Source organism: Pseudomonas sp. LH21 (assembly GCF_036549575.1).
GTDB lineage: Bacteria > Pseudomonadota > Gammaproteobacteria > Pseudomonadales > Pseudomonadaceae > Aquipseudomonas > Aquipseudomonas peradeniyensis.
Genome location: NZ_CP144367.1, coordinates 5,798,440 through 5,819,937 on the forward strand (window position 1 = coordinate 5,798,440; position 21,498 = coordinate 5,819,937).

Sequence of the window (21,498 nt, forward strand, 5' to 3'; positions counted from 1 at the left end):
AAGGGCTTAGCTGGCCAAATATCAATGTGACATTACCTTGGCGATTGTTTAGGATGGCAGCCAGAAGGTCAATAGTTTGGCATAAACTTAATAGCCAGAAATTATAGACGTAAAATTGACGCAAATCAGCGTCAAAAACATATTTGAAACATTCCATCAGTCGCCGCCCTCGAACGCCGGCCAGGCATGGAAGCCAACTGAACAGGTAGCCCGGAGAGTCCAATGAGCACTGTTGTCGCCATCGTCAAAAGCATTGTTGGCCAAGTCATCGCAGTTTCCCCAGAAGGCATCCGGCGCGTACTGATCGAAGGCGATCGCCTGCTGGCGGGTGAACAGGTAGACACCGGCGCGGGCGGCGCGGTCACCCTGGAGCTGGCCGACGGCCGCGTGCTCGACCTGGGCCGCGACACACAGTGGAGCGCCGACGCGCCCGACAGCAGCACTGACCTGAGCCAGGCCACCGCGCAAGCCGCGCCCTCGGTCGAAGAGCTGCAACAGGCCATCGCCGCCGGTGTCGACCCGACCACCGAACTCGAAGCCACCGCAGCCGGCCCGGCCGCGGCAGGCGGCGGCTCGGTTGGCGGCGGGCACAGCTTCGTCCTGCTCGAGGAGACCGCCGGGGTAGTCGACCCGAGCATCGGCTTCCCCACCGGCCCGATAGGCTTCGCCAACGGCCTGGCGGTCGAGGAGCTGGGCGGGCTGGACGGCAACGCTGCCAGCACCAACACGACCAACGTCCCGCTCACGACAGGGCTGACCCTGAGCGCCACCCCCACGATCACCGAGGCGGGTGGCGTCATCGTCTATACCGCCACCGTTGGCCAGCCACCGCTGACCAACCTGACCGTGACCCTGTCCAACGGCGCCGTCATCGTGATCCCGGCCGGCCAGACCACCGGCACCGTCAACGTCGACATCCCGGCCAACGACACGCCCTACATCGATGGCGGCCAGATCTCCGCGACCATTACCGGCACGACTGGCGGTAACGGCCTGATCGTCACGCCAAGCACCACCCCGGCGGTGACCCAGGTCACCGACACCATCGACACCACCACCGCCACGCTCACCGCGACCCCGAGCGTGACCGAAGGTGGCGTGATCACCTACACCGTGACCTTGAACAACCCGGCCCAGACCCCGGTCACCGTCACCCTGTCCAATGGCCAGACCGTCACCATCGAGGCCGGCAAGTCATCCGGCAGCGTCGATTTCCAGACTCCGGCCAATGACGTCTACAACAACGGCAGCACCGTCAGCACCACGATCACGGGGGCAACGGGTGGCAACTTCGAGAAACTGGAGCCGAACCCGGCACCCGCTGAAACGAAGATCAACGACTCTGTCGACACCACCATCGCCACCCTGACCGCGACTCCGAGCGTGACCGAGGGCGGCGTGATCACCTACACCGTGACCCTGACCAACCCGGCCCAGACCCCGGTCACCGTCACCCTGTCCAATGGCCAGACCGTCACCATCGAAGCCGGCAAGTCGTCCGGCAGCGTCGACTTCCAGACCCCGGCCAATGACGTCTACAACAACGGCAGCACCGTCAGCACCACGATCACGGGGGCAACGGGTGGTAACTTCGAGAAACTGGAGCCGAACCCGACGCCAGCCGAGACGCTGATCAACGACTCGATCGACACCACCACCGCCACCCTGACCGCGACCCCGAGCGTCACCGAAGGCGGCGTGATCACCTACACCGTGACCCTGACCAACCCGGCCCAGACTCCGGTCACCGTCACCCTGTCCAACGGCCAGACCATCACCGTCAAGGCCGGCGAAAGCACCGGCAGCGTCGACTTCCAGACCCCGGCCAACGATGTGTTCGTCAATGGCAGCACGGTCAGCACCAGCATCACCGGAGCCACCGGCGGCAACTTCGAGAAGCTGGAGCCCGACACCACGCCGACCCAGACCGTGATCAGCGACAGCATCGACACGGTGACCGTCAGCATCGCCAGCAATGGCAATGTCACCGAGGCCGAACAGCCGACCTTCACCGTGTCGGTCAGCCAGAAGCTCGATCATGACCTGACCGTGACCCTGTCCAATGGCGCCACCGTGGTCATCAGCGCCGGCCAGACCCAGGCCACCTACAGCCTGCCGGCCCAGGGCGACGACGTGTTCAAGGACGCCAGCTCGGTGACCCTTGGCGTGACCGATGCCAGCGTGGCGGGCAAGACCTTCGAGAACCTGCAACTGGGTGGCGATGCCACTGTGCAGATCATCGACACCGTCAGTGAAGTGATCGCGACCCTCACCGCCGACAAAACCACCGTCACCGAAGGTGGCCAGATCACCTACACCGTGACCTTGACCAACGCCCAAGGCCTGTCGGTCACTGGCCACAATGGCCTGACCTTCACCTTGACCGACGGCACCAAGGTCACCATTCCAGCCGGCAGCGCCAGCGGCACCTTCACCATTACAGCTCCGGACGATGTGTTCGTCGGTGGCCAGCCGAGCATCGTCAACAAGATCGAGTCGGTTGCCGGTGGCGATAACTTCGAGAAGCTGACCCTCGGCGACAACACCGTCACCACGACCGTGACCGATGAACCGGGTACTGGTACTCCTGGTACCGACAACCAGGGCGACAAAGTCACCGTTACCATCGTCGGCAAAGGCGATGTCACCGAAGACCAACAGCCAGCCTTCACCGTCAAGGTCAGCCAGAAGCTGGACCATGACCTGACCGTGACCCTATCGAACGGCGACAAAGTCGTTATTCCGGCCGGTCAGACCGAAGCCGAGTACAAAGCGAAAGCTCAAGGCGATGACGTCTTCAAAGACGGCGATACCTTGACCGTCGGCATCACCGATGCCACCGTCGACGGCAAGGCCTTCGAAAATCTGGAGCTGGGTGGCAACGCCTCGGTGCAGATCACCGACACCGTCAGTGAAGTCGTCGCGACCCTCACCGCCGACAAGACCACGGTGTCCGAAGGTGGTCAGATCACCTACACCGTCACCCTGACCAACGCTCAGGGTCTGCCGGTGAATGGCCACAACGGCCTGACCTTCACCCTCACCGACGGCACCAAGGTCACCATCCCAGCCGGCAGCGCCAGCGGCACTTTCACCATCACCGCACCGGACGATGTGTTCGTGGGCGGCCAGCCGAGCATCGTCAACAAGATCGAATCGGTTGCCGGTGGCGATAACTTCGAGAAGCTGACCCTTGGCGACAACTCGGTCACCACAAACGTGACTGACGAGCCGGGTACCGGTACTCCAGGCACTGACAACCAGGGCGACAAGGTCACCGTCACCATCGTGGGCAAAGGCGATGTCACCGAAGACCAGCAGCCAGCCTTCACCGTCAAGGTCAGCCAGAAGCTGGACCACGACCTGACCGTGACCCTGTCCAACGGCGACAAGGTCGTCATTCCGGCCGGCCAGACCGAAGCCGAGTACAAGGCCAAGGCTCAAGGTGATGACGTCTTCAAGGACGGCGATACTCTGACCGTCGGCATCACCGATGCTGCCGTTGATGGCAAGTCCTTCGAGAATCTGGAACTGGGCGGCAACGCCTCGGTGCAGATCACCGACACCGTCAGTGAAGTCGTCGCGACCCTCACCGCCGACAAGACTACCGTCACCGAAGGTGGTCAGATCACCTACACCGTCACCCTGACCAACGCCCAAGGTCTGCCGGTGAATGGCCATAACGGCCTGACCTTCACCCTCACCGACGGCACCAAGGTCACCATTCCGGCCGGCAACGCCAGCGGCACCTTCACCATCACCGCCCCTGACGACGTATTCGTCGGCGGCCAGCCTTCGATCGTCAACAAGATCGAAGGCGTCACCGGCGCCGACAACTTCGAAAAACTGACCCTGGGTCAGGACGAAGTGAAGACCTCCGTCACTGATGAACCGGGCACCGGCACTCCGGGCACCGACAACCAAGGCGACAAGGTCACCGTTACCATCGTCGGCAAAGGCGATGTCACCGAAGACCAGCAACCCGCCTTCACCGTCAAGGTCAGCCAGAAGCTCGACCACGACCTGACTGTCACCCTTTCCAACGGTGACAAGGTGGTCATCCCAGCCGGTCAGACCGAAGCCGAGTACAAAGCCAAGGCTCAGGGCGACGACGTCTTCAAAGACGGCGACACCCTGACTGTCGGCATCACCGATGCTGCCGTTGACGGCAAGGCCTTCGAGAATCTGGAGCTGGGCGGCAACGCTTCTGTCCAGATCACCGACACCGTCAGTGAAGTCGTTGCGACCCTCACTGCCGACAAGACTACCGTCACCGAAGGCGGCCAGATCACCTACACCGTGACGCTGACCAACGCCCAAGGTCTGCCGGTCAACGGCCACAACGGCCTGACCTTCACCCTGACCGATGGCACCAAGGTCACCATTCCGGCCGGTAGCACCAGCGGTACCTTCACCATAACCGCTGCGGACGATGTATTCGTCGGTGGCCAGCCGAGCATCGTCAACAAGATCGAGTCGGTTGCCGGCGGCGACAACTTCGAGAAGCTGACCCTCGGCGACAACACGATCACCACAACCGTGACCGATGAGCCTGGTACCGGCACTCCAGGCACCGACAACCAGGGCGATAAGGTCACCGTCACCATCGTCGGCAAAGGCGATGTCACCGAAGACCAGCAGCCGGCCTTCACCGTCAAGGTCAGCCAGAAGCTCGACCATGACCTGACCGTGACCCTGTCGAACGGCGACAAAGTCGTCATTCCAGCCGGTCAGACCGAAGCCGAGTACAAAGCCAAAGCCCAAGGTGATGACGTCTTCAAAGACGGCGATACCTTGACCGTTGGCATCACCGACGCTGCCGTCGATGGCAAGGCCTTCGAGAATCTGGAGCTGGGTGGCAATGCCTCCGTCCAAATCACCGACACCGTCAGCGAGGTCGTTGCGACCCTGACTGCCGACAAGACCACCGTCACCGAAGGCGGCCAGATCACCTACACCGTGACGCTGACCAACGCCCAAGGCCTGCCGGTCAATGGCCATAATGGCCTGACCTTCACCCTGACCGATGGCACCAAGGTGACGATCCCCGCGGGCAGTGCCAGCGGCACCTTCACCATCACCGCGCCGGACGACGTATTCGTCGGCGGCCAGCCGAGCATCGTCAACAAAATCGAATCGGTTGCCGGTGGCGACAACTTCGAGAAGCTGACCCTCGGCGACAACACAGTCACCACGAGCGTGACCGACGAACCGGGCACTGGCACTCCAGGTACCGACAACCAGGGCGACAAGGTCACCGTCACCATCGTCGGCAAGGGCGATGTGACCGAAGACCAACAGCCGGCCTTCACCGTCAAGGTCAGCCAGAAACTGGACCATGACCTGACCGTCACCCTGTCCAATGGCGACAAGGTGGTGATCCCGGCCGGCCAGACCGAAGCCGAGTACAAGGCCAAGGCCCAGGGCGATGACGTCTTCAAGGACGGCGACACCCTGACCGTCGGCATCACCGATGCCGCCGTCGATGGCAAGGCCTTCGAAAACCTGGAACTGGGCGGCAACGCCTCCGTCCAGATCACCGACACCGTCAGCGAGGTCGTTGCGACCCTGACTGCGGATAAGACCACCGTCACCGAAGGCGGCCAGATCACCTACACCGTGACGCTGACCAATGCCCAAGGTCTGCCGGTCAACGGCCACAATGGCCTGACTTTCACCCTGACCGATGGCACCAAGGTCACCATTCCGGCCGGTAGCGCCAGCGGTACCTTTACCATTACTGCACCGGACGACGTGTTCGTTGGTGGTCAACCGACCATCACCAACAAATTGGAAAGCGTGACCGGTGCCGACAACTTCGAAAAACTGACCCTGGGTCAGGACGAAGTGAAGACCTCCGTCACTGACGAGCCGGGCACTGGCACTCCAGGTACCGACAACCAGGGCGACAAGGTCACCGTCACCATCGTCGGCAAGGGCGATGTCACCGAAGACCAGCAGCCGGCCTTCACCGTCAAGGTCAGCCAGAAACTGGACCATGACCTGACCGTCACCCTGTCCAATGGCGACAAGGTGGTGATCCCGGCCGGCCAGACCGAAGCCGAGTACAAGGCCAAGGCCCAGGGCGATGACGTCTTCAAGGACGGCGACACCCTGACCGTCGGTATCACCGATGCCGCCGTCGATGGCAAGGCCTTCGAGAATCTGGAGCTGGGCGGCAACGCCTCGGTGCAGATCACCGACACCATCAGCGAAGTCGTCGCAACCCTCACCGCCGACAAGACCACCGTCACCGAAGGCGGCCAGATCACCTACACCGTGACGCTGACCAATGCCCAGGGTCTGCCGGTCAACGGCCATAACGGCCTGACCTTCACCCTGACCGATGGCACCAAGGTCACCGTTCCAGCTGGCAGCGCCAGCGGTACCTTCACCATCACCGCCCCGAGCGACGTATTCGTCGGCGGCCAGCCCTCGATCGTGAACAAGCTTGAAGGTGTCAGCGGCGCGGACAACTTCGAGAAGCTGACCCTCGGCAAGGAAACACTCACCACCACCGTCACTGATGATCCGGATACCGGCAACAAGGTGTCCGTCACCATTGTCAGCAACGGCGATGTCACCGAAGACCTGCAACCGTCCTTTACCGTCAAGGTCAACCAGAAGCTGGAACAGGACCTGACCGTCACCTTGAGCAACGGCGCCAAGGTGGTGATTCCGGCTGGCCAGACCCAGATCGAGTACAAGGCGGATGCCCAGGGGGATGACGTCTTCAAGGATGGCAGCTCGCTGACCGTCGGCATCACTGATGCAGTCGTTGATGGCAAGACCTTCGAGAATCTGGAACTGGGCGGCAACGCCACCGTGCAGATCACCGACACCGTCAGTGAAGTCGTCGCGACCCTGACCGCTGACAAGACCACCGTCACCGAAGGCGGTCAGATCACTTACACCGTGACCCTGACCAACGCCCAGGGTCTGCCGGTCAACGGCCACAACGGCCTGACCTTCACCCTCACCGACGGCACCAAGGTCACCATCCCGGCCGGCAGCGCCAGCGGCACTTTCACCATCACCGCACCGGACGATGTGTTCGTGGGCGGCCAGCCGAGCATCGTCAACAAGATCGAATCGGTTGCCGGTGGCGATAACTTCGAGAAGCTGACCCTTGGCGACAACTCGGTCACCACAAACGTGACTGACGAGCCGGGTACCGGTACTCCAGGCACTGACAACCAGGGCGACAAGGTCACCGTCACCATCGTGGGCAAAGGCGATGTCACCGAAGACCAGCAGCCAGCCTTCACCGTCAAGGTCAGCCAGAAGCTGGACCACGACCTGACCGTGACCCTGTCCAACGGCGACAAGGTCGTCATTCCGGCCGGCCAGACCGAAGCCGAGTACAAGGCCAAGGCTCAGGGCGATGACGTCTTCAAGGACGGCGATACCTTGACCGTTGGCATCACCGATGCCGCCGTCGATGGCAAGGCCTTCGAAAACCTGGAACTGGGCGGCAACGCCTCCGTCCAGATCACCGACACCGTCAGCGAGGTCGTTGCGACCCTGACTGCGGATAAGACCACCGTCACCGAAGGCGGCCAGATCACCTACACCGTGACGCTGACCAATGCCCAAGGTCTGCCGGTCAATGGCCACAATGGCCTGACCTTCACCCTCACCGACGGCACCAAGGTCACCATTCCAGCCGGCAGCGCCAGCGGCACCTTCACCATCACCGCCCCTGACGACGTATTCGTCGGTGGCCAGCCGAGCATCGTCAACAAGATCGAATCGGTTGCCGGTGGCGATAACTTCGAGAAGCTGACCCTCGGCGACAACACCGTCACCACGACCGTGACTGATGAACCTGGCACTGGTACTCCTGGTACCGACAACCAGGGCGACAAGGTCACCGTTACTATCGTTGGCAAAGGCGATGTCACCGAAGACCAGCAGCCAGCCTTCACCGTCAAGGTCAGCCAGAAGCTGGACCATGACCTGACCGTGACTCTGTCGAATGGCGACAAGGTCGTGATCCCTGCTGGTCAGACCGAAGCCGAGTACAAGGCCAAGGCTCAAGGCGACGACGTCTTCAAGGACGGCGATACCCTGACCGTCGGCATCACCGATGCTGCCGTTGACGGCAAGGCCTTCGAGAATCTGGAACTGGGCGGCAACGCCTCGGTGCAGATCACCGACACTGTCAGCGAAGTGGTCGCCACCCTGACCGCCGACAAGACCACCGTCACCGAAGGCGGCCAGATCACCTACACCGTGACGCTGACCAATGCCCAAGGTCTGCCGGTCAACGGCCATAACGGCCTGACCTTCACCCTGACCGACGGCACCAAGGTCGCCATTCCAGCGGGCAGCGCCAGCGGTACCTTCACCATTACGGCTCCTGACGACGTGTTCGTTGGTGGTCAACCGACCATCACCAACAAGCTGGAAGGCGTGACCGGTGCCGACAACTTCGAAAAACTGACCCTGGGTCAGGACGAAGTGAAGACCTCCGTCACTGACGAACCGGGCACTGGTACTCCTGGCACCGACAACCAGGGCGACAAGGTCACCGTCACCATCGTCGGCAAAGGCGATGTCACCGAAGACCAGCAGCCGGCCTTCACCGTCAAGGTCAGCCAGAAGCTGGACCACGACCTGACCGTGACCCTGTCGAACGGCGACAAAGTCGTCATTCCGGCCGGTCAGACTGAAGCCGAGTACAAAGCAAAGGCCCAAGGTGATGACGTCTTCAAAGACGGTGACACCCTGACCGTCGGCATCACCGATGCTGCCGTTGATGGCAAAGCCTTCGAGAACCTGGAGCTGGGTGGCAACGCCTCGGTGCAGATCACCGACACTGTCAGCGAAGTGGTCGCCACCCTGACCGCCGACAAGACCACCGTCACCGAAGGCGGCCAGATCACCTATACCGTGACCCTGACCAACGCCCAAGGTCTGCCGGTCAACGGCCATAACGGCCTGACCTTCACCCTGACCGACGGCACCAAGGTCACCATTCCAGCCGGTAGCGCCAGCGGCACCTTCACCATCACCGCTCCGGACGACGTGTTCGTTGGTGGTCAACCGACCATCACCAACAAGCTGGAAGGTGTCACCGGTGCTGACAACTTCGAAAAACTGACCCTGGGTCAGGACGAAGTGAAGACCTCCGTCACTGACGAACCGGGCACCGGCACTCCGGGTACCGATAACCAGGGCGACAAGGTCACCGTCACCATCGTCGGCAAGGGCGATGTCACCGAAGACCAGCAGCCGGCCTTCACCGTCAAGGTCAGCCAGAAGCTGGACCACGACCTGACCGTGACCCTGTCGAATGGCGACAAAGTCGTCATTCCAGCCGGTCAGACCGAGGCCGAGTACAAGGCGAAAGCCCAAGGCGACGACGTCTTCAAGGACGGCGATACCCTGACCGTCGGCATCACCGATGCCGCTGTCGATGGCAAGGCCTTCGAAAATCTTGAACTGGGCGGCAATGCCTCGGTGCAGATCACCGACACTGTCAGCGAAGTGGTCGCCACCCTCACCGCCGACAAGACCACCGTCACCGAAGGCGGCCAGATCACCTACACCGTGACCCTGACCAACGCCCAAGGCCTGTCGGTCACTGGCCACAATGGCCTGACCTTCACCTTGACCGACGGCACCAAGGTCACCATTCCAGCCGGCAGCGCCAGCGGCACCTTCACCATCACCGCCCCTGACGATGTATTCGTCGGCGGCCAGCCTTCGATCGTCAACAAGATCGAGGGTGTCAGCGGTGCAGACAACTTCGAGAAGCTCACGCTGGGTGACAACACCGTCACCACGAGTGTGACTGATGAGCCAGGCACTGGCACGCCAGGCACCGACAACCAGGGCGACAAGGTCTCGGTCACCATCGTCGGCAACGGCAATGTCACCGAAGACCAGCAGCCGTCGTTCACCGTCAAGGTCAGCCAGAAGCTCGGCCAGGACCTGACCGTCACCCTGAGCAATGGCGACAAGGTGGTGATCCCGGCCGGCCAGACCCAGGTCGAGTACAAAGCCGCAGCCCAGGGCGACGACGTGTTCAAGGATGGCAGCTCGCTGACCGTGGGCATCACCGATGCCGCTGTCACCGGCAAGGCCTTCGAGAACCTCGAGCTGGGTGGCAACGCCACCGTGCAGATCACCGATACCATCAGTGAAGTGGTCGCCACCCTGTCCGCCGACAAGACCACCGTGTCCGAAGGCGGCCAGATCACCTACACCGTGACCCTGACCAACACCCAGGGCCTGTCGGTCACCGGCCACAACGGCCTGACCTTTACCCTCAGCGACGGCACCAAGGTCACCATCCCGGCCGGCAGCGCCAGCGGTAACGCCAGCATCACGGCGCCTGACGACGTCTTCGTCGGCGGCCAGGCCACCATCAGCAACAAGATCACCGGCGTCACCGGTGCCGACAACTTCGAGAAACTGACCCTGGGTCAGAACGAAGTGCAGACTTCCGTGACCGACGAGCCGGGCACCGGAACTCCAGGCACCGACAACCAGGGCGACAAGGTGTCCGTCACCATCGTCGGCAACGGCGATGTCAACGAAGCCCAGCAGCCGTCGTTCACCGTCAAGGTCAGCCAGAAGCTTGGCTACGACCTGACCGTCACCCTGTCCAACGGCGACAAGGTGGTGATCCCGGCCGGTCAGACCCAGGCCGAGTACAAGGCCGCCGCACAGGGCGACGACGTGTTCAAGGACGGCAGCTCGCTGACCGTCGGTATCACCGATGCCACGGTTCCGGGCCATACCTTCGAGAACCTCGAGCTGGGTGGCAACGCCACCGTGCAAATCACCGACACCATCAGTGAAGTCGTGGCCACCTTGTCCGCCGACAAGACCACCGTTTCCGAGGGCGGCCAGATCACCTACACCGTGACCCTGACCAACGCCCAGGGCCTGTCGGTCACCGGCCACAACGGCCTGACCTTCACCCTGACCGATGGCACCAAGGTCACCATCCCGGCCGGTAGCGCCAGCGGTACCTTCACCATCACCGCTGCGGACGACGTGTTCGTCGGCGGACAGCCGACCATCAGCAACAAGATCACCGGTGTCACCGGTGCCGACAACTTCGAGAAACTGACCCTGGGTCAGAACGAAGTGAAGACTACCGTCACTGACGAGCCAGGATCAGGCACACCGGGCACCGGCAACCAGGGCGACAAGGTCTCGGTCACCATCGTCGGCAACGGCAACGTTACCGAAGACCAACAGCCGTCGTTCACCGTCAAGGTCAGCCAGAAGCTCGACCAGGACCTGACCGTGACCCTGAGCAATGGCGCCAAGGTGATCATTCCCGCTGGCCAGACCCAGGTCGAGTACAAGGCCGCCGCCCAAGGCGATGACGTGTTCAAGGATGGCAGCTCGCTGACCGTCGGCATCACCGATGCCGCTGTCACCGGCAAGATCTTCGAGAACCTCGAGCTGGGCGGCAACGCCACCGTGCAGATCACCGATACCATCAGTGAAGTGGTCGCCACCTTGTCCGCCGACAAGACCACCGTCACCGAAGGTGGCCAGGTCACCTACACCGTGACCCTGACCAACGCCCAGGGCTTGTCGGTCACCGGTCATAACGGCCTGACCTTCACCCTGTCCGACGGCACCAAGGTCACCATCCCGGCCGGCAGCGCCACTGGTACCGCCACCATCAACGCGCCGGACGATGTGTTCGTCGGCGGCCAGGCCACCATCAGCAACAAGATCACCGGCGTCACCGGTGCCGACAACTTCGAGAAACTGACCCTGGGTCAGAACGAAGTGAAAACCTCGGTCACCGACGAACCGGGCTCGGGCACTCCAGGCACCGACAACCAGGGCGACAAGGTCTCGGTCACCATCGTCGGCAATGGCGATGTCAACGAAGCCCAGCAGCCGTCGTTCACCGTCAAGGTCAGCCAGAAGCTCGACCAGGACCTGACCGTGACCCTGAGCAATGGCGCCAAGGTAATCATCCCGGCTGGCCAGACCCAGGTCGAGTACAAGGCGCCGGTCCAGGGCGACGACGTGTTCAAGGATGGCGGCCCGCTCACCGTCGGCATCACCGATGCCAGCGTGGTCGGCAAGACCTTCGAGAACCTCGAGCTCGGCGGTTCGGCCACCGTGCAGATCACCGACACCATCAGCGAAGTCGTCGCGACCCTGTCCGCCGACAAGACCACGGTTGCCGAGGGTGGCCAGTTCACCTACACCGTGACCCTGACCAACGCCCAGGGCCTGTCGGTCACCGGCCACAACGGCCTGACCTTCACCCTGTCCGACGGCACCAAGGTCACCATCCCGGCGGGCAGCGCCAGCGGCACCGTGACCATCACCGCCAAGGACGACGTATTCGTCGGCGGCCAGCCGAGCATCGTCAACAAGATCGAGTCCGTCACCGGTGGCGGCAACTTCGAGAAGCTGACGCTCGGCAGCAATACCCTGACCACCACGGTGACCGATGAACCGGGCTCGGGCACCCCAGGTACCGGCAACCAGGGCGACAAGGTCTCGGTCACCATCGTCGGCAATGGCGATGTCAACGAAGCCCAGCAGCCGTCGTTCACCGTCAAGGTCAGCCAGAAGCTCGACCAGGACCTGACCGTCACCCTTAGCAATGGCGCCAAGGTAGTCATTCCGGCCGGCCAGACCCAGGTCGAGTACAAGGCCGCCGCCCAAGGCGACGACGTGTTCAAGGACGGCAGCTCGCTGACCGTAGGTGTCACCGACGCCACAGTCACCGGCAAGACCTTCGAGAACCTCGAACTCGGCGGCAACGCCACCGTGCAGATCACCGACACCATCAGCGAAGTCGTGGCCACCTTGTCTGCCGACAAGACCACCGTTGCCGAGGGCGGCCAGATCACCTACACCGTAACCCTGACCAACGCCCAGGGCCTGTCGGTCACCGGCCACAACGGCCTGACCTTCACCCTGACCGACGGCACCAAGGTCAGCATCCCGGCCGGCAGCGCCAGCGGCACCTTCACCATCACCGCTGCGGACGACGTGTTCGTCGGTGGCCAGCCGACCATCAGCAACAAGATCACCAGCGTCACTGGCGGCGACAACTTCGAAAAACTGACCCTGGGCCAGAACGAAGTGAAGACTACCGTCACTGACGAGCCAGGATCAGGCACCCCGGGCACCGACAACCAGGGCGACAAGGTCTCGGTCACCATCGTCGGCAACGGCAACGTTACCGAAGACCAGCAGCCATCGTTCACCGTCAAGGTCAGCCAGAAGCTCGACCAGGACCTGACCGTGACCCTGAGCAACGGTGCCAAGGTAATCATTCCGGCTGGCCAGACCCAGGTCGAGTACAAGGCCGCCGCCCAAGGCGACGACGTGTTCAAGGATGGCAGCTCGCTGACCGTCGGCATCACCGATGCCACGGTCACCGGCAAGACCTTCGAGAACCTCGAGCTGGGCGGCAACGCCACCGTGCAGATCACCGACACCATCAGTGAAGTCGTGGCCACCCTTTCCGCCGACAAGACCACCGTCAGCGAAGGCGGCCAGATCACCTACACCGTGACCCTGACCAACGCCCAGGGCCTGTCGGTCACTGGCCACAACGGCCTGACCTTCACCCTGACCGATGGCACCAAGGTCAGCATTCCGGCCGGCAGCGCCAGCGGCACCTTCACCATCACCGCCAAGGACGACCCGTACCTCGGTGGCCAGCCGAACATCGTCAACAAGATCGAATCGGTCGCCGGTGGCGACAACTTCGAGAAGCTGACCCTGGGCAGCAACACCGTCACCACCAGCGTCACCGACGAGCCGAGCGGCCAGGGCGACCTGACCACCGTCGGCATCAGCGGCGACACCTCGGTGACCGAAGGCGATACCGCCCACTACAACCTGACCCTGAGCAACCCGTCGAAGTCCGAGGTGACCATCACCCTGACCTACAGCGGCACCGCCACCGACGGCCAGGACTTCACCGGTGTGGTCACCGTGAAGATCCCGGCGGGCAGCAGCGGCACCACCTTCGACATCAAGACCATCGACGACAAGCTGGTCGAGGGTTCGGAGAACTTCACGGTCAAGATCACCGGCGCCACCGGCGGCGGCTTCGAGAACCTGCAGGTCGACGCCGGCAAGTCCAGCGTCACCACCACCATCATCGACAACGACCACGCGCCGGTGTCGACCGGTGGCGCCGTGACCGGCAGCGAAGACACCGACTACGTGTTCAAGTGGGGCGACTTCAACGTCAGCGACGCCGATGGCAACACCGGCCTGTCGGTGACCATCAGCAAGCTGCCGGACCTGGGCAACCTGAAGTTCTTCAACGGCACCTCGTGGGTCGATGTGTCGCTGAACCAGAACATCAGCCAGGCCGACATCGCCGCCGGCAAGCTCAAGTTCGTGCCACTCGCCAACCAGTCGGGCGTCGACGGCTATGGCGGCAGCGGCGTGGGCAACAAGCAGGCCGACTACGCGCAGATCAAGTACAAGCCCAACGACGGCACCAACGCCGGTAGCGAAGTGACCATGAAGGTCGATATCGCGCCTGTGGCCGACAAGCCTGACCTGAACATCGGCAACAACAACGTCAACTCCATCGGCCTGCTCAAGGAAACCTGGAACAGCCTCACGGGCCTGGGCAACGGCGGCAACGGCATCACCGGCGATGCGCTGAAGAACGTCTTCGCCAACTCCGGCAATGCCAGCAAGAGCGAGACCGTCACCGGCGTCGACACGGTCGCCACCGTGTCGCCTGGCACAGGCTCGAAGACCTCCGGCCTGATCTACCTGGAAGCCGGCAAGACCTATGCGTTCAGCGGCACCGCCGACGACAGCCTGCAGATCGTCGTCGGTGGCAAGAACGTCGCCAGCGGCACCTGGGGCTCGGGCAGCGGCGCCATCTCCGGCAGCTTCACCCCGACCACCAGCGGCTACTACACCCTGGAGATCTACAACGCCAACCAGGCTGGCCCCGGCAGCCTGGACGTCAACATCAAGGTGGGCAATGGCGCAGTCACCGACCTCAACAGCTCGAACATCCCGATGTACCCGAGCGTCAAGGACCTGACCAACGCCGGCGTGACCGTCGGCGACCTGCACGGCAGCAACAACCAGGGCTACTACGACGGCTACAAGCTCAACGAAGGCGGCGAGAACGGCGCCCCGGTCAAGCTGGTGGGCATCAGCACCAACCTGACCGACACTGATGGCTCCGAGTCCCTGAGCGTCAAGCTCAGCGGCATCCCGGCAGGCTCGGTGCTGGCCGACAACGCCGGCCACACCATCACCGTCGGCAAGGACGCGGTGGACGTCACCGGCTGGAACCTGGGCGGCCTGACCATCAAGCCACCGGCCTACTACGCCGGCCAGTTCGACGTGAAGGTCAGCTCGACCTCCACCGAGAGCGTCGGCGGCAGCACCGCGACCAGCGAAGGCACCATCAAGGTCACGGTCTACCCGCAGTCCTACACCACCAGCAACCTGTCCTCGGACAGCGACAACATCACCGGCACCGACGGCAACGATGTGGTGGTGGCTGACGTCACCGGCCTGCACGTGGTACCGGGCCAGGACTACAACCTCGCCTTCATCGTCGACACCTCGGGCAGCATGGGCTCGTCCGGCGTGGATGCGGCGAAGAAGTCCCTGGAGTCGGTGTTCAAGACCCTGGCCGCCAGCGTCAAGGGTGACCAGTCGGGTACCGTGAATATCCTGCTGGTGGACTTCGCCACCCAGGTCAAGAGCAGCGTTGCGGTGACCCTGAACGATGCAGGCCTGCAAACCTTGCTCAACGCCCTGAACAACCTGCGGGCAGACGGCGGCACCAACTACGAGGACGCCTTCAAGACCACCGCCAACTGGTTCCAGAACCTCAAGAATGGTGGCAATACCGGCAGCAACCAGACGTTCTTCATCACCGATGGCAAGCCGACCTACTACCAGAGCGGCGAGCAGGGCAACCCGACCCTGGGCAACACCAGCATCACCCTGGACAGCTACTTGACTTCGATCAACTGGAAGCCTGGCACTACGGTCGGCAAGTATCTGGACAATACCAACTATCTATCCATCGACAGCAACGGTTCGTTGAGCGTGCAGACCTACAACAGCTGGAGCGGTCGCTGGAACGTGACGACCTCCGGCGATGTCCGCGCCGAAGGTAACGGTGGCTACGAACTCTCTTCGCGTAATGGTTACGGCAGCTACACCGACAACGCGACCGTGAATAACTCGCAGGACAGCTTCAAGCTGCTCTCCGGCCTGTCCGAAGTCGAGGCCATCGGCCTCAACAACGGCGTCAACACCAACGACCTGAAGCCGTACGACACCGACGGCAAGCCACAGACCAACATCGACCCGAGCAAGCTGGCCGAGGCCATCCTCGGCCATACCGAAGTCACCCAGCCGGGCAACGACACGGTCAACGGCGGCGACGGCAACGACATCATCTTCGGCGACCTGATGGTCTTCGACGGTGTTGCCGGCACCGGTGTCGAGGCGATCCGCGGCTATGTCGCCGACAAGCTGGGCGTCGACGCGGGCAGCGTGGACGCACGGGCGATGCACAAGTACATCACCGAGAACTACGCCGAGTTCGATGTCTCGCGCAGCAACGACGGCGCCGATACCCTGCTGGGCGGCAACGGCAACGACATCATCTTCGGCCAGGGTGGCAACGACTACATCGACGGCGGCAAGGGCAACGACATCCTGCTCGGTGGCACCGGCAACGACACCTTGCTCGGCGGCGAAGGCAACGACATCCTGTTCGGCGGTGCCGGCAATGACATCCTCATCGGCGGCAAGGGTGACGACATCATGACCGGTGGCAGCGGCGCCGACACCTTCGTGTGGAAGGCCGGCGACCTGGGCAAGGACGTGATCAAGGACTTCAAGGCCAGCGAGGGTGACCGCCTCGACCTGAGCGACCTGCTCCAGGGCGAGAAGGCCAGCACCATCGACAACTTCCTGAAGATCACCACGGTCAATGGCGAGTCGACCCTGCAGGTCAGTACCGAAGGCAAGCTCAACGCCGCCGGTGGCCTGGCCAACGCCGACGTAACCATCAAGCTCGAGGGCGTGAACTGGTCCAACACCACGATCAACTCGTTGATCAGCGGTGCCGACCCGACCATCAAGATCGACAACTCCAACAGCTGATCTCTCACCCCCGACCTCGGCCCGCAAGGGCCGGCGTCGGGGGCGCGGGCTTTTCCAGCCATCCCTTCACGCGCATACTCGTGCACCGGGCTTACATGCCCGGTGAACTTTGCCTATGCTGCTGACTACCAAAAAGGATTCATCGTGACGAGGGACGCCGCCATGTTCTACGTGCAACGCGACGCTGACGGCCGTTTGCTGCGGGTGGAAGCCGCCGAATTCGGTGGTTTCAACGACATGGTCCCGGCAGACAATGCCGAGATCCAGGAATGGTTCGCCGACAACGTTGTCGAGAACAGCCTCAAGCAGCTCAAGCAGAGCGACCTGGACATGATCCGGGTGCTGGAGGACCTGATCGAGGTACTGACCGCCAAGGGGGTGTTCAGTATCACCGACCTGCCGCCCGGCGCCCAGGCCAAGCTGCTCAGTCGTGCCAGCGCACGTGAGGCGCTAGGCGGCCTGAACAACTTGATAGAGGACGATGAGAACGGCGGGTTGATCTGATCACCCAGCCCTTCGGGCTACGCTGTCTCGCAGGTAACAGAGTTCCAGCGTGGGAGCGGGCTTGTCGGAACGCCGCACCGCCCGGATCACCGGCGTAGCCGGTGCCAAACGTCGCATCGCGGGGCAAGCCCGCTCCCACGCTGCCTCAGTCAAGTGTTTTGTTCCATGAGAGCGGGTTTATCCGTTCCCACAGGCTTTAACCTAACGCCAGGGTGCCGGCCCACCTACCAGTTGCCCTTGAATTCCCTGCACGCCCATCTCCCGTAGTACCTTCAGCTCCCCTTCGGTCTCCACCCGCTCGGCGATCAGCGGCAGGTCGATGCTGTGCGCCGCCCGCTGGATGGCCTCGATGAACAGGCGCTTGTGCCGCTCCTGGTCGATGTTGCGGATATAACCACCGTCGATCTTCAGGTAGGCCAGGCCCAGGTGGGCGAGGTTGCCGATCATGCTGAAGCGCCCGCCGAAGCGCTGCAGCGCCAGGCTGAAGCCCAGGGCGCGCAGGCGTCGGGTCAGCTGCTCCAGCACCGATTGTTCGGGCAGTTGCTCCTCGCCGATCTCGAAGGTCAGCCGCCGTCCCAGCGCCCCATGCTGCCCCAGCAGCTCGTAGACCCGCTGCAGCGCCTTGGGATCGGCCAGGGTCGCGGCCGACAGGTTCAGCGCCAGCGCCTCGCCATGCCCCTGCAAGTGCTTGAGCACTTTTTCCAGCACCAGCAGGTCCAGCCGCGCCATCCAGCCGAAGCGCTCCAGCCACGGCAGGAAGCGGCCTGCGGCCAGGGCTTCGCCCTGCTCGTCGTGCAGGCGCGAGATGACCTTGTAGTGCAGCACCCGCTCTGGCGCCCTGGCGTCCACGACGGGCTGGAAGAACAGCTCGAACTGTCCCTTGTCCAACGCCTGGTCCAGGCGTGTGTGCCAGGCGTGGTGGCTGTCGGCGGCCTGGCCTGCGGCGCCCTGCTCCAGGCACACCCAGCCCGGCGCGGGCTGGCTCTCGGCACGAGCCAGGGCCTCGTCGGCGAGCTTGAGCAGCGCTTGCGGGGCATCCCCGGGGCTGTAGGGCGCCAGGCCGATGCAGGCTACCGGGTCGACATCGCTGGCGCCGGTCTCGTGCAGGCTCTGCAAGGTGGTCTCCAGGGCCTGGGCCAGCTGGATCGCTTCGTCATGCACCATCCCCGGCGCCAGCACCGCGAACTCGCCGCCACGGCTGCGGGTGATCAGGTCGTTGGTCTCGGGGAAGTTCGCGCAGGTGCGGCGCAACTGCTCGCCCACCGCCTGCAGCAGCTGGTCGGTGCGCTGGCCACCCAGGCGCGCGTTCAGGCCCGCCAGGTCCTGGACCCGCAGCAACAGCAGGTAGCCAGCACGGGCCTCCTCCAGATTGCTGACCCGGGCGTTGAGCTGCATTTCGAAGTAACGACGGTTGGCCAACCCGGTAAGGCTGTCCTGGTACGACTCGGCACGCAGCTTCTCGCTGCGCTCGGCCTGCTCGGTGAACAGCGCCTTGAGTTTCTCGACCATCTGGTTCATCGCCTGCACCACCCGACGCAGCTCGGGCGTGCGCGGCAATTCCGGCAGGCTGAGGAATTCACGGCGGGCAATGGCGTGGGACTGCGCCACCATGTAGTCGAGCGGGCGCAGTTGGCGACGCAACAGCAGCGCCCCGAGCACCGCGCTTGCCGCGCCGCACAGCAGCAGCCAGCCCAGGCTGCCCAGGGCGCTCTGCCAGAGCTTGGCCAGGGCGAACATCGGATGGCTGATCACCTCGACCCGCGCCGCCTGCTGCCAGCCGCGGCTGACGATGGCGTCGCCACCGGCCGGGTCCAGGCCGATCAGCTGGATGAACCAACCCGGCACGCCACCCGCGTCGGGTTCGGCATGGCGCTCGACCAGCACGGCATTGGAGTCCAGGTCGATGACCTTGATGCTCGAATAGTAGCCACTGTCGAAGATCGAACTGACCATCAGCTCGACCATCGCCGGGTCGTCGATGTTCGGTGTCAGCGACAGCGCCAGCGCGGTCGCCGCATCCTGGGCATGGGAGCGCAGCTGGTTGACGTACTGGCTGCGCGAGCTCTCCAGGCTGACCATGAAGCTGCCACTGAAGGCGACCACCAGGAACAGGCAAATGGCTAGCAGCAATTGTTTGAACAGTGACATCTGTGCTCCTTCAGTAAACCGGTTCGGCCGGGAACCCTTCGGCCTGCATTTTCTTCAGCAAGTCCTGCCACCGCGACAGGCGCTTGGTGTCGCCGACCTTCTTGTTGCCGCCAGCGCCGGTCAGCCACAGGCCTTCACCATTGAAGGCATACACCGGCAGCAGGTCGGTGCGCTGGCTGGCCGGCTTGATCGCGTCCATCAGGCTGTCGAGCACCAGAGGCTGGGCCTGTGGGCTTGAATAATAGGTCAGGACCATGTGCGCACGGTTCTGGCGCAAGGCCTTGACGTAGGTGATGCGCAGCTTTTCCGCCGGGATGCCCATGCGCCGCAGGCTGAAGTACTTGGCGATGGCATAGTCCTCGCAGTCGCCCGCACCCTTGATCAGCGACTGCACCGGCGTGGCCCAGTAGTCGACCTCGTGCCACAGGTCGATGTCCTCGACGTAGCGCAACTGCTTGTTGAAGAACAGGTTGACCACCTGCAACTGCTCCAGCTCGCTGCCCTGCTTCTGCGCCGCCAGCAGGTTCTGCCAGGCATCGATGCGCCCCTGCCCCGGCCCCAGCGGGCCATACAATGCCTGCGCACGGCGGCTGATCTGCGAGAAGTCCCAATCCGCCTGGGTAGCGCCCAGCCACAGGCAGCCGAGCAGCACGGCGAGGCCGAGCCGGCGTACGGTTGCATTGCGAGGCCAAGGTATCGCCACTACGGACACCCGTTCAGATCAGTCGAAAGCAGCGATGGTGCGGGCTGGCGCGGGAAAAGACAATGGCATCGGGTGCCCGTGCTGCCAACTGTCGGCAAACCCGCTTCGTACAAGGGCTGGCGACCTTGGCCATCTTCCCAATGCCGGCAACTTGCTTCACGATAGCCGCGTTTCGTGAGTGCGCCATGGCGCACCCGCTTGATCAATCCGTTTGACAAGCGCCCCCTTCCCTCACTAGGGTTATTGGATCCAATTTTCATGTTGCCGAGGCGAACCCCGCGTGGCTGAGAAACCCAAACTCCTGAGCACCGTGCTGGGCAGCGAGCAGGTACCGCCGCACCTGGCCCGCAGTGTCATAGAAGAGCGCCTGCGCAGTGCCATCCTCGACGGCCGCCTGCCACCGGGCACCGCCGTGCGCCAGCAAGAGCTGGCGACCCTGTTCGGCGTCAGCCGCATGCCCGTGCGCGAAGCGCTGCGTCAGCTCGAGGCGCAGTCCCTGCTGCAGGTGGTGATGCACAAAGGCGCCGTGGTGGCGCCACTGATCGGCGAGGACGCCGTCGACACCTACGCCCTGCGCGTACTGCTCGAGACCGAGGCGCTGCGCCAGTCGATCCCCCTGCTCGATGCCGACGACATCGCCCAGGCCAGGGCGTATATCCGCCAGCTGGAGAGCGAGACCCGCCACGCCGAGATCGGCCGGCTCAACCGTCTGTTCCACATGGCCCTCTACAGCAAGGCGCAAAACCAGAAACTGCTGCGCATGATCGAGATCGAGCTCAACGAGGAGGAACGCTTCCTGCGCTTCCACCTGTCCTCGATGGGGCTGGGCAAGCTCACCCAGGACGACCACATTGCCCTGGTCGACGCCGCCAGCGACAAACTGGTGGAAAGGGCCATCGAGCTTCTGGAAGAGCACCTGAATCACGCCGCGCGCACCATCAGGAGCTACCTCGACAGGCAATCGGGCAACTGATCCCTGCTCAACCGCGCAGCCGACCTCAGCGACCGCGTCGCTGCGCAGACAC

At 63.3% G+C, this 21,498-nt stretch carries 5 protein-coding genes; 3 read left to right on the forward strand and 2 right to left on the reverse strand.

What is annotated here, in order from left to right; translation table 11 throughout:
• Nucleotides 1-222 precede the first annotated feature (222 nt).
• Both VUG52_RS26390 and VUG52_RS26395 read left to right on the forward strand, forming a co-directional pair.
• Nucleotides 223-17,118 carry an immunoglobulin-like domain-containing protein gene (locus tag VUG52_RS26390; protein WP_331832270.1) on the forward strand — a complete coding sequence of 5,632 codons (16,896 nt, stop codon included), beginning with the start codon at nt 223-225 and terminating at the stop codon, nt 17,116-17,118.
• A 162-nt stretch (nt 17,119-17,280) separates the two neighbouring features.
• Nucleotides 17,281-17,622, forward strand: a complete 342-nt coding sequence (locus tag VUG52_RS26395; protein ID WP_050707494.1) for a hypothetical protein — start codon at nt 17,281-17,283, stop codon at nt 17,620-17,622.
• Between the two features lie 201 nt (nt 17,623-17,823).
• Here VUG52_RS26395 and lapD read toward each other — a convergent pair whose 3' ends face one another.
• Entirely contained in the window at nt 17,824-19,770 is a 1,947-nt protein-coding gene (gene lapD, locus VUG52_RS26400) for a cyclic di-GMP receptor LapD (protein ID WP_050707495.1), read from the reverse strand.
• Nucleotides 19,771-19,780: 10 nt separating this feature from the next.
• The gene (gene lapG / locus VUG52_RS26405; protein ID WP_256206043.1) at nt 19,781-20,482 is read right to left on the reverse strand and encodes a cysteine protease LapG; all 702 of its coding nucleotides are present in this window, start codon (nt 20,480-20,482) and stop codon (nt 19,781-19,783) included.
• Nucleotides 20,483-20,753: 271 nt separating this feature from the next.
• Between lapG and VUG52_RS26410 the strand changes: the two genes are divergently transcribed.
• On the forward strand, nt 20,754-21,446 hold the full coding sequence (locus tag VUG52_RS26410) for a GntR family transcriptional regulator (protein WP_050707497.1): 693 nt from the start codon (nt 20,754-20,756) through the stop codon (nt 21,444-21,446).
• Nucleotides 21,447-21,498 lie beyond the last annotated feature (52 nt).

Coding starts and splice junctions, on each gene's coding strand:
- VUG52_RS26390 (WP_331832270.1), top strand. CDS start 223: ATGAGCACTGTTGTCGCCATCGTCAAAAGCATTGTTGGCCAAGTCATC.
- VUG52_RS26395 (WP_050707494.1), top strand. CDS start 17,281: ATGTTCTACGTGCAACGCGACGCTGACGGCCGTTTGCTGCGGGTGGAA.
- lapD (WP_050707495.1), bottom strand. CDS start 19,770: ATGTCACTGTTCAAACAATTGCTGCTAGCCATTTGCCTGTTCCTGGTG.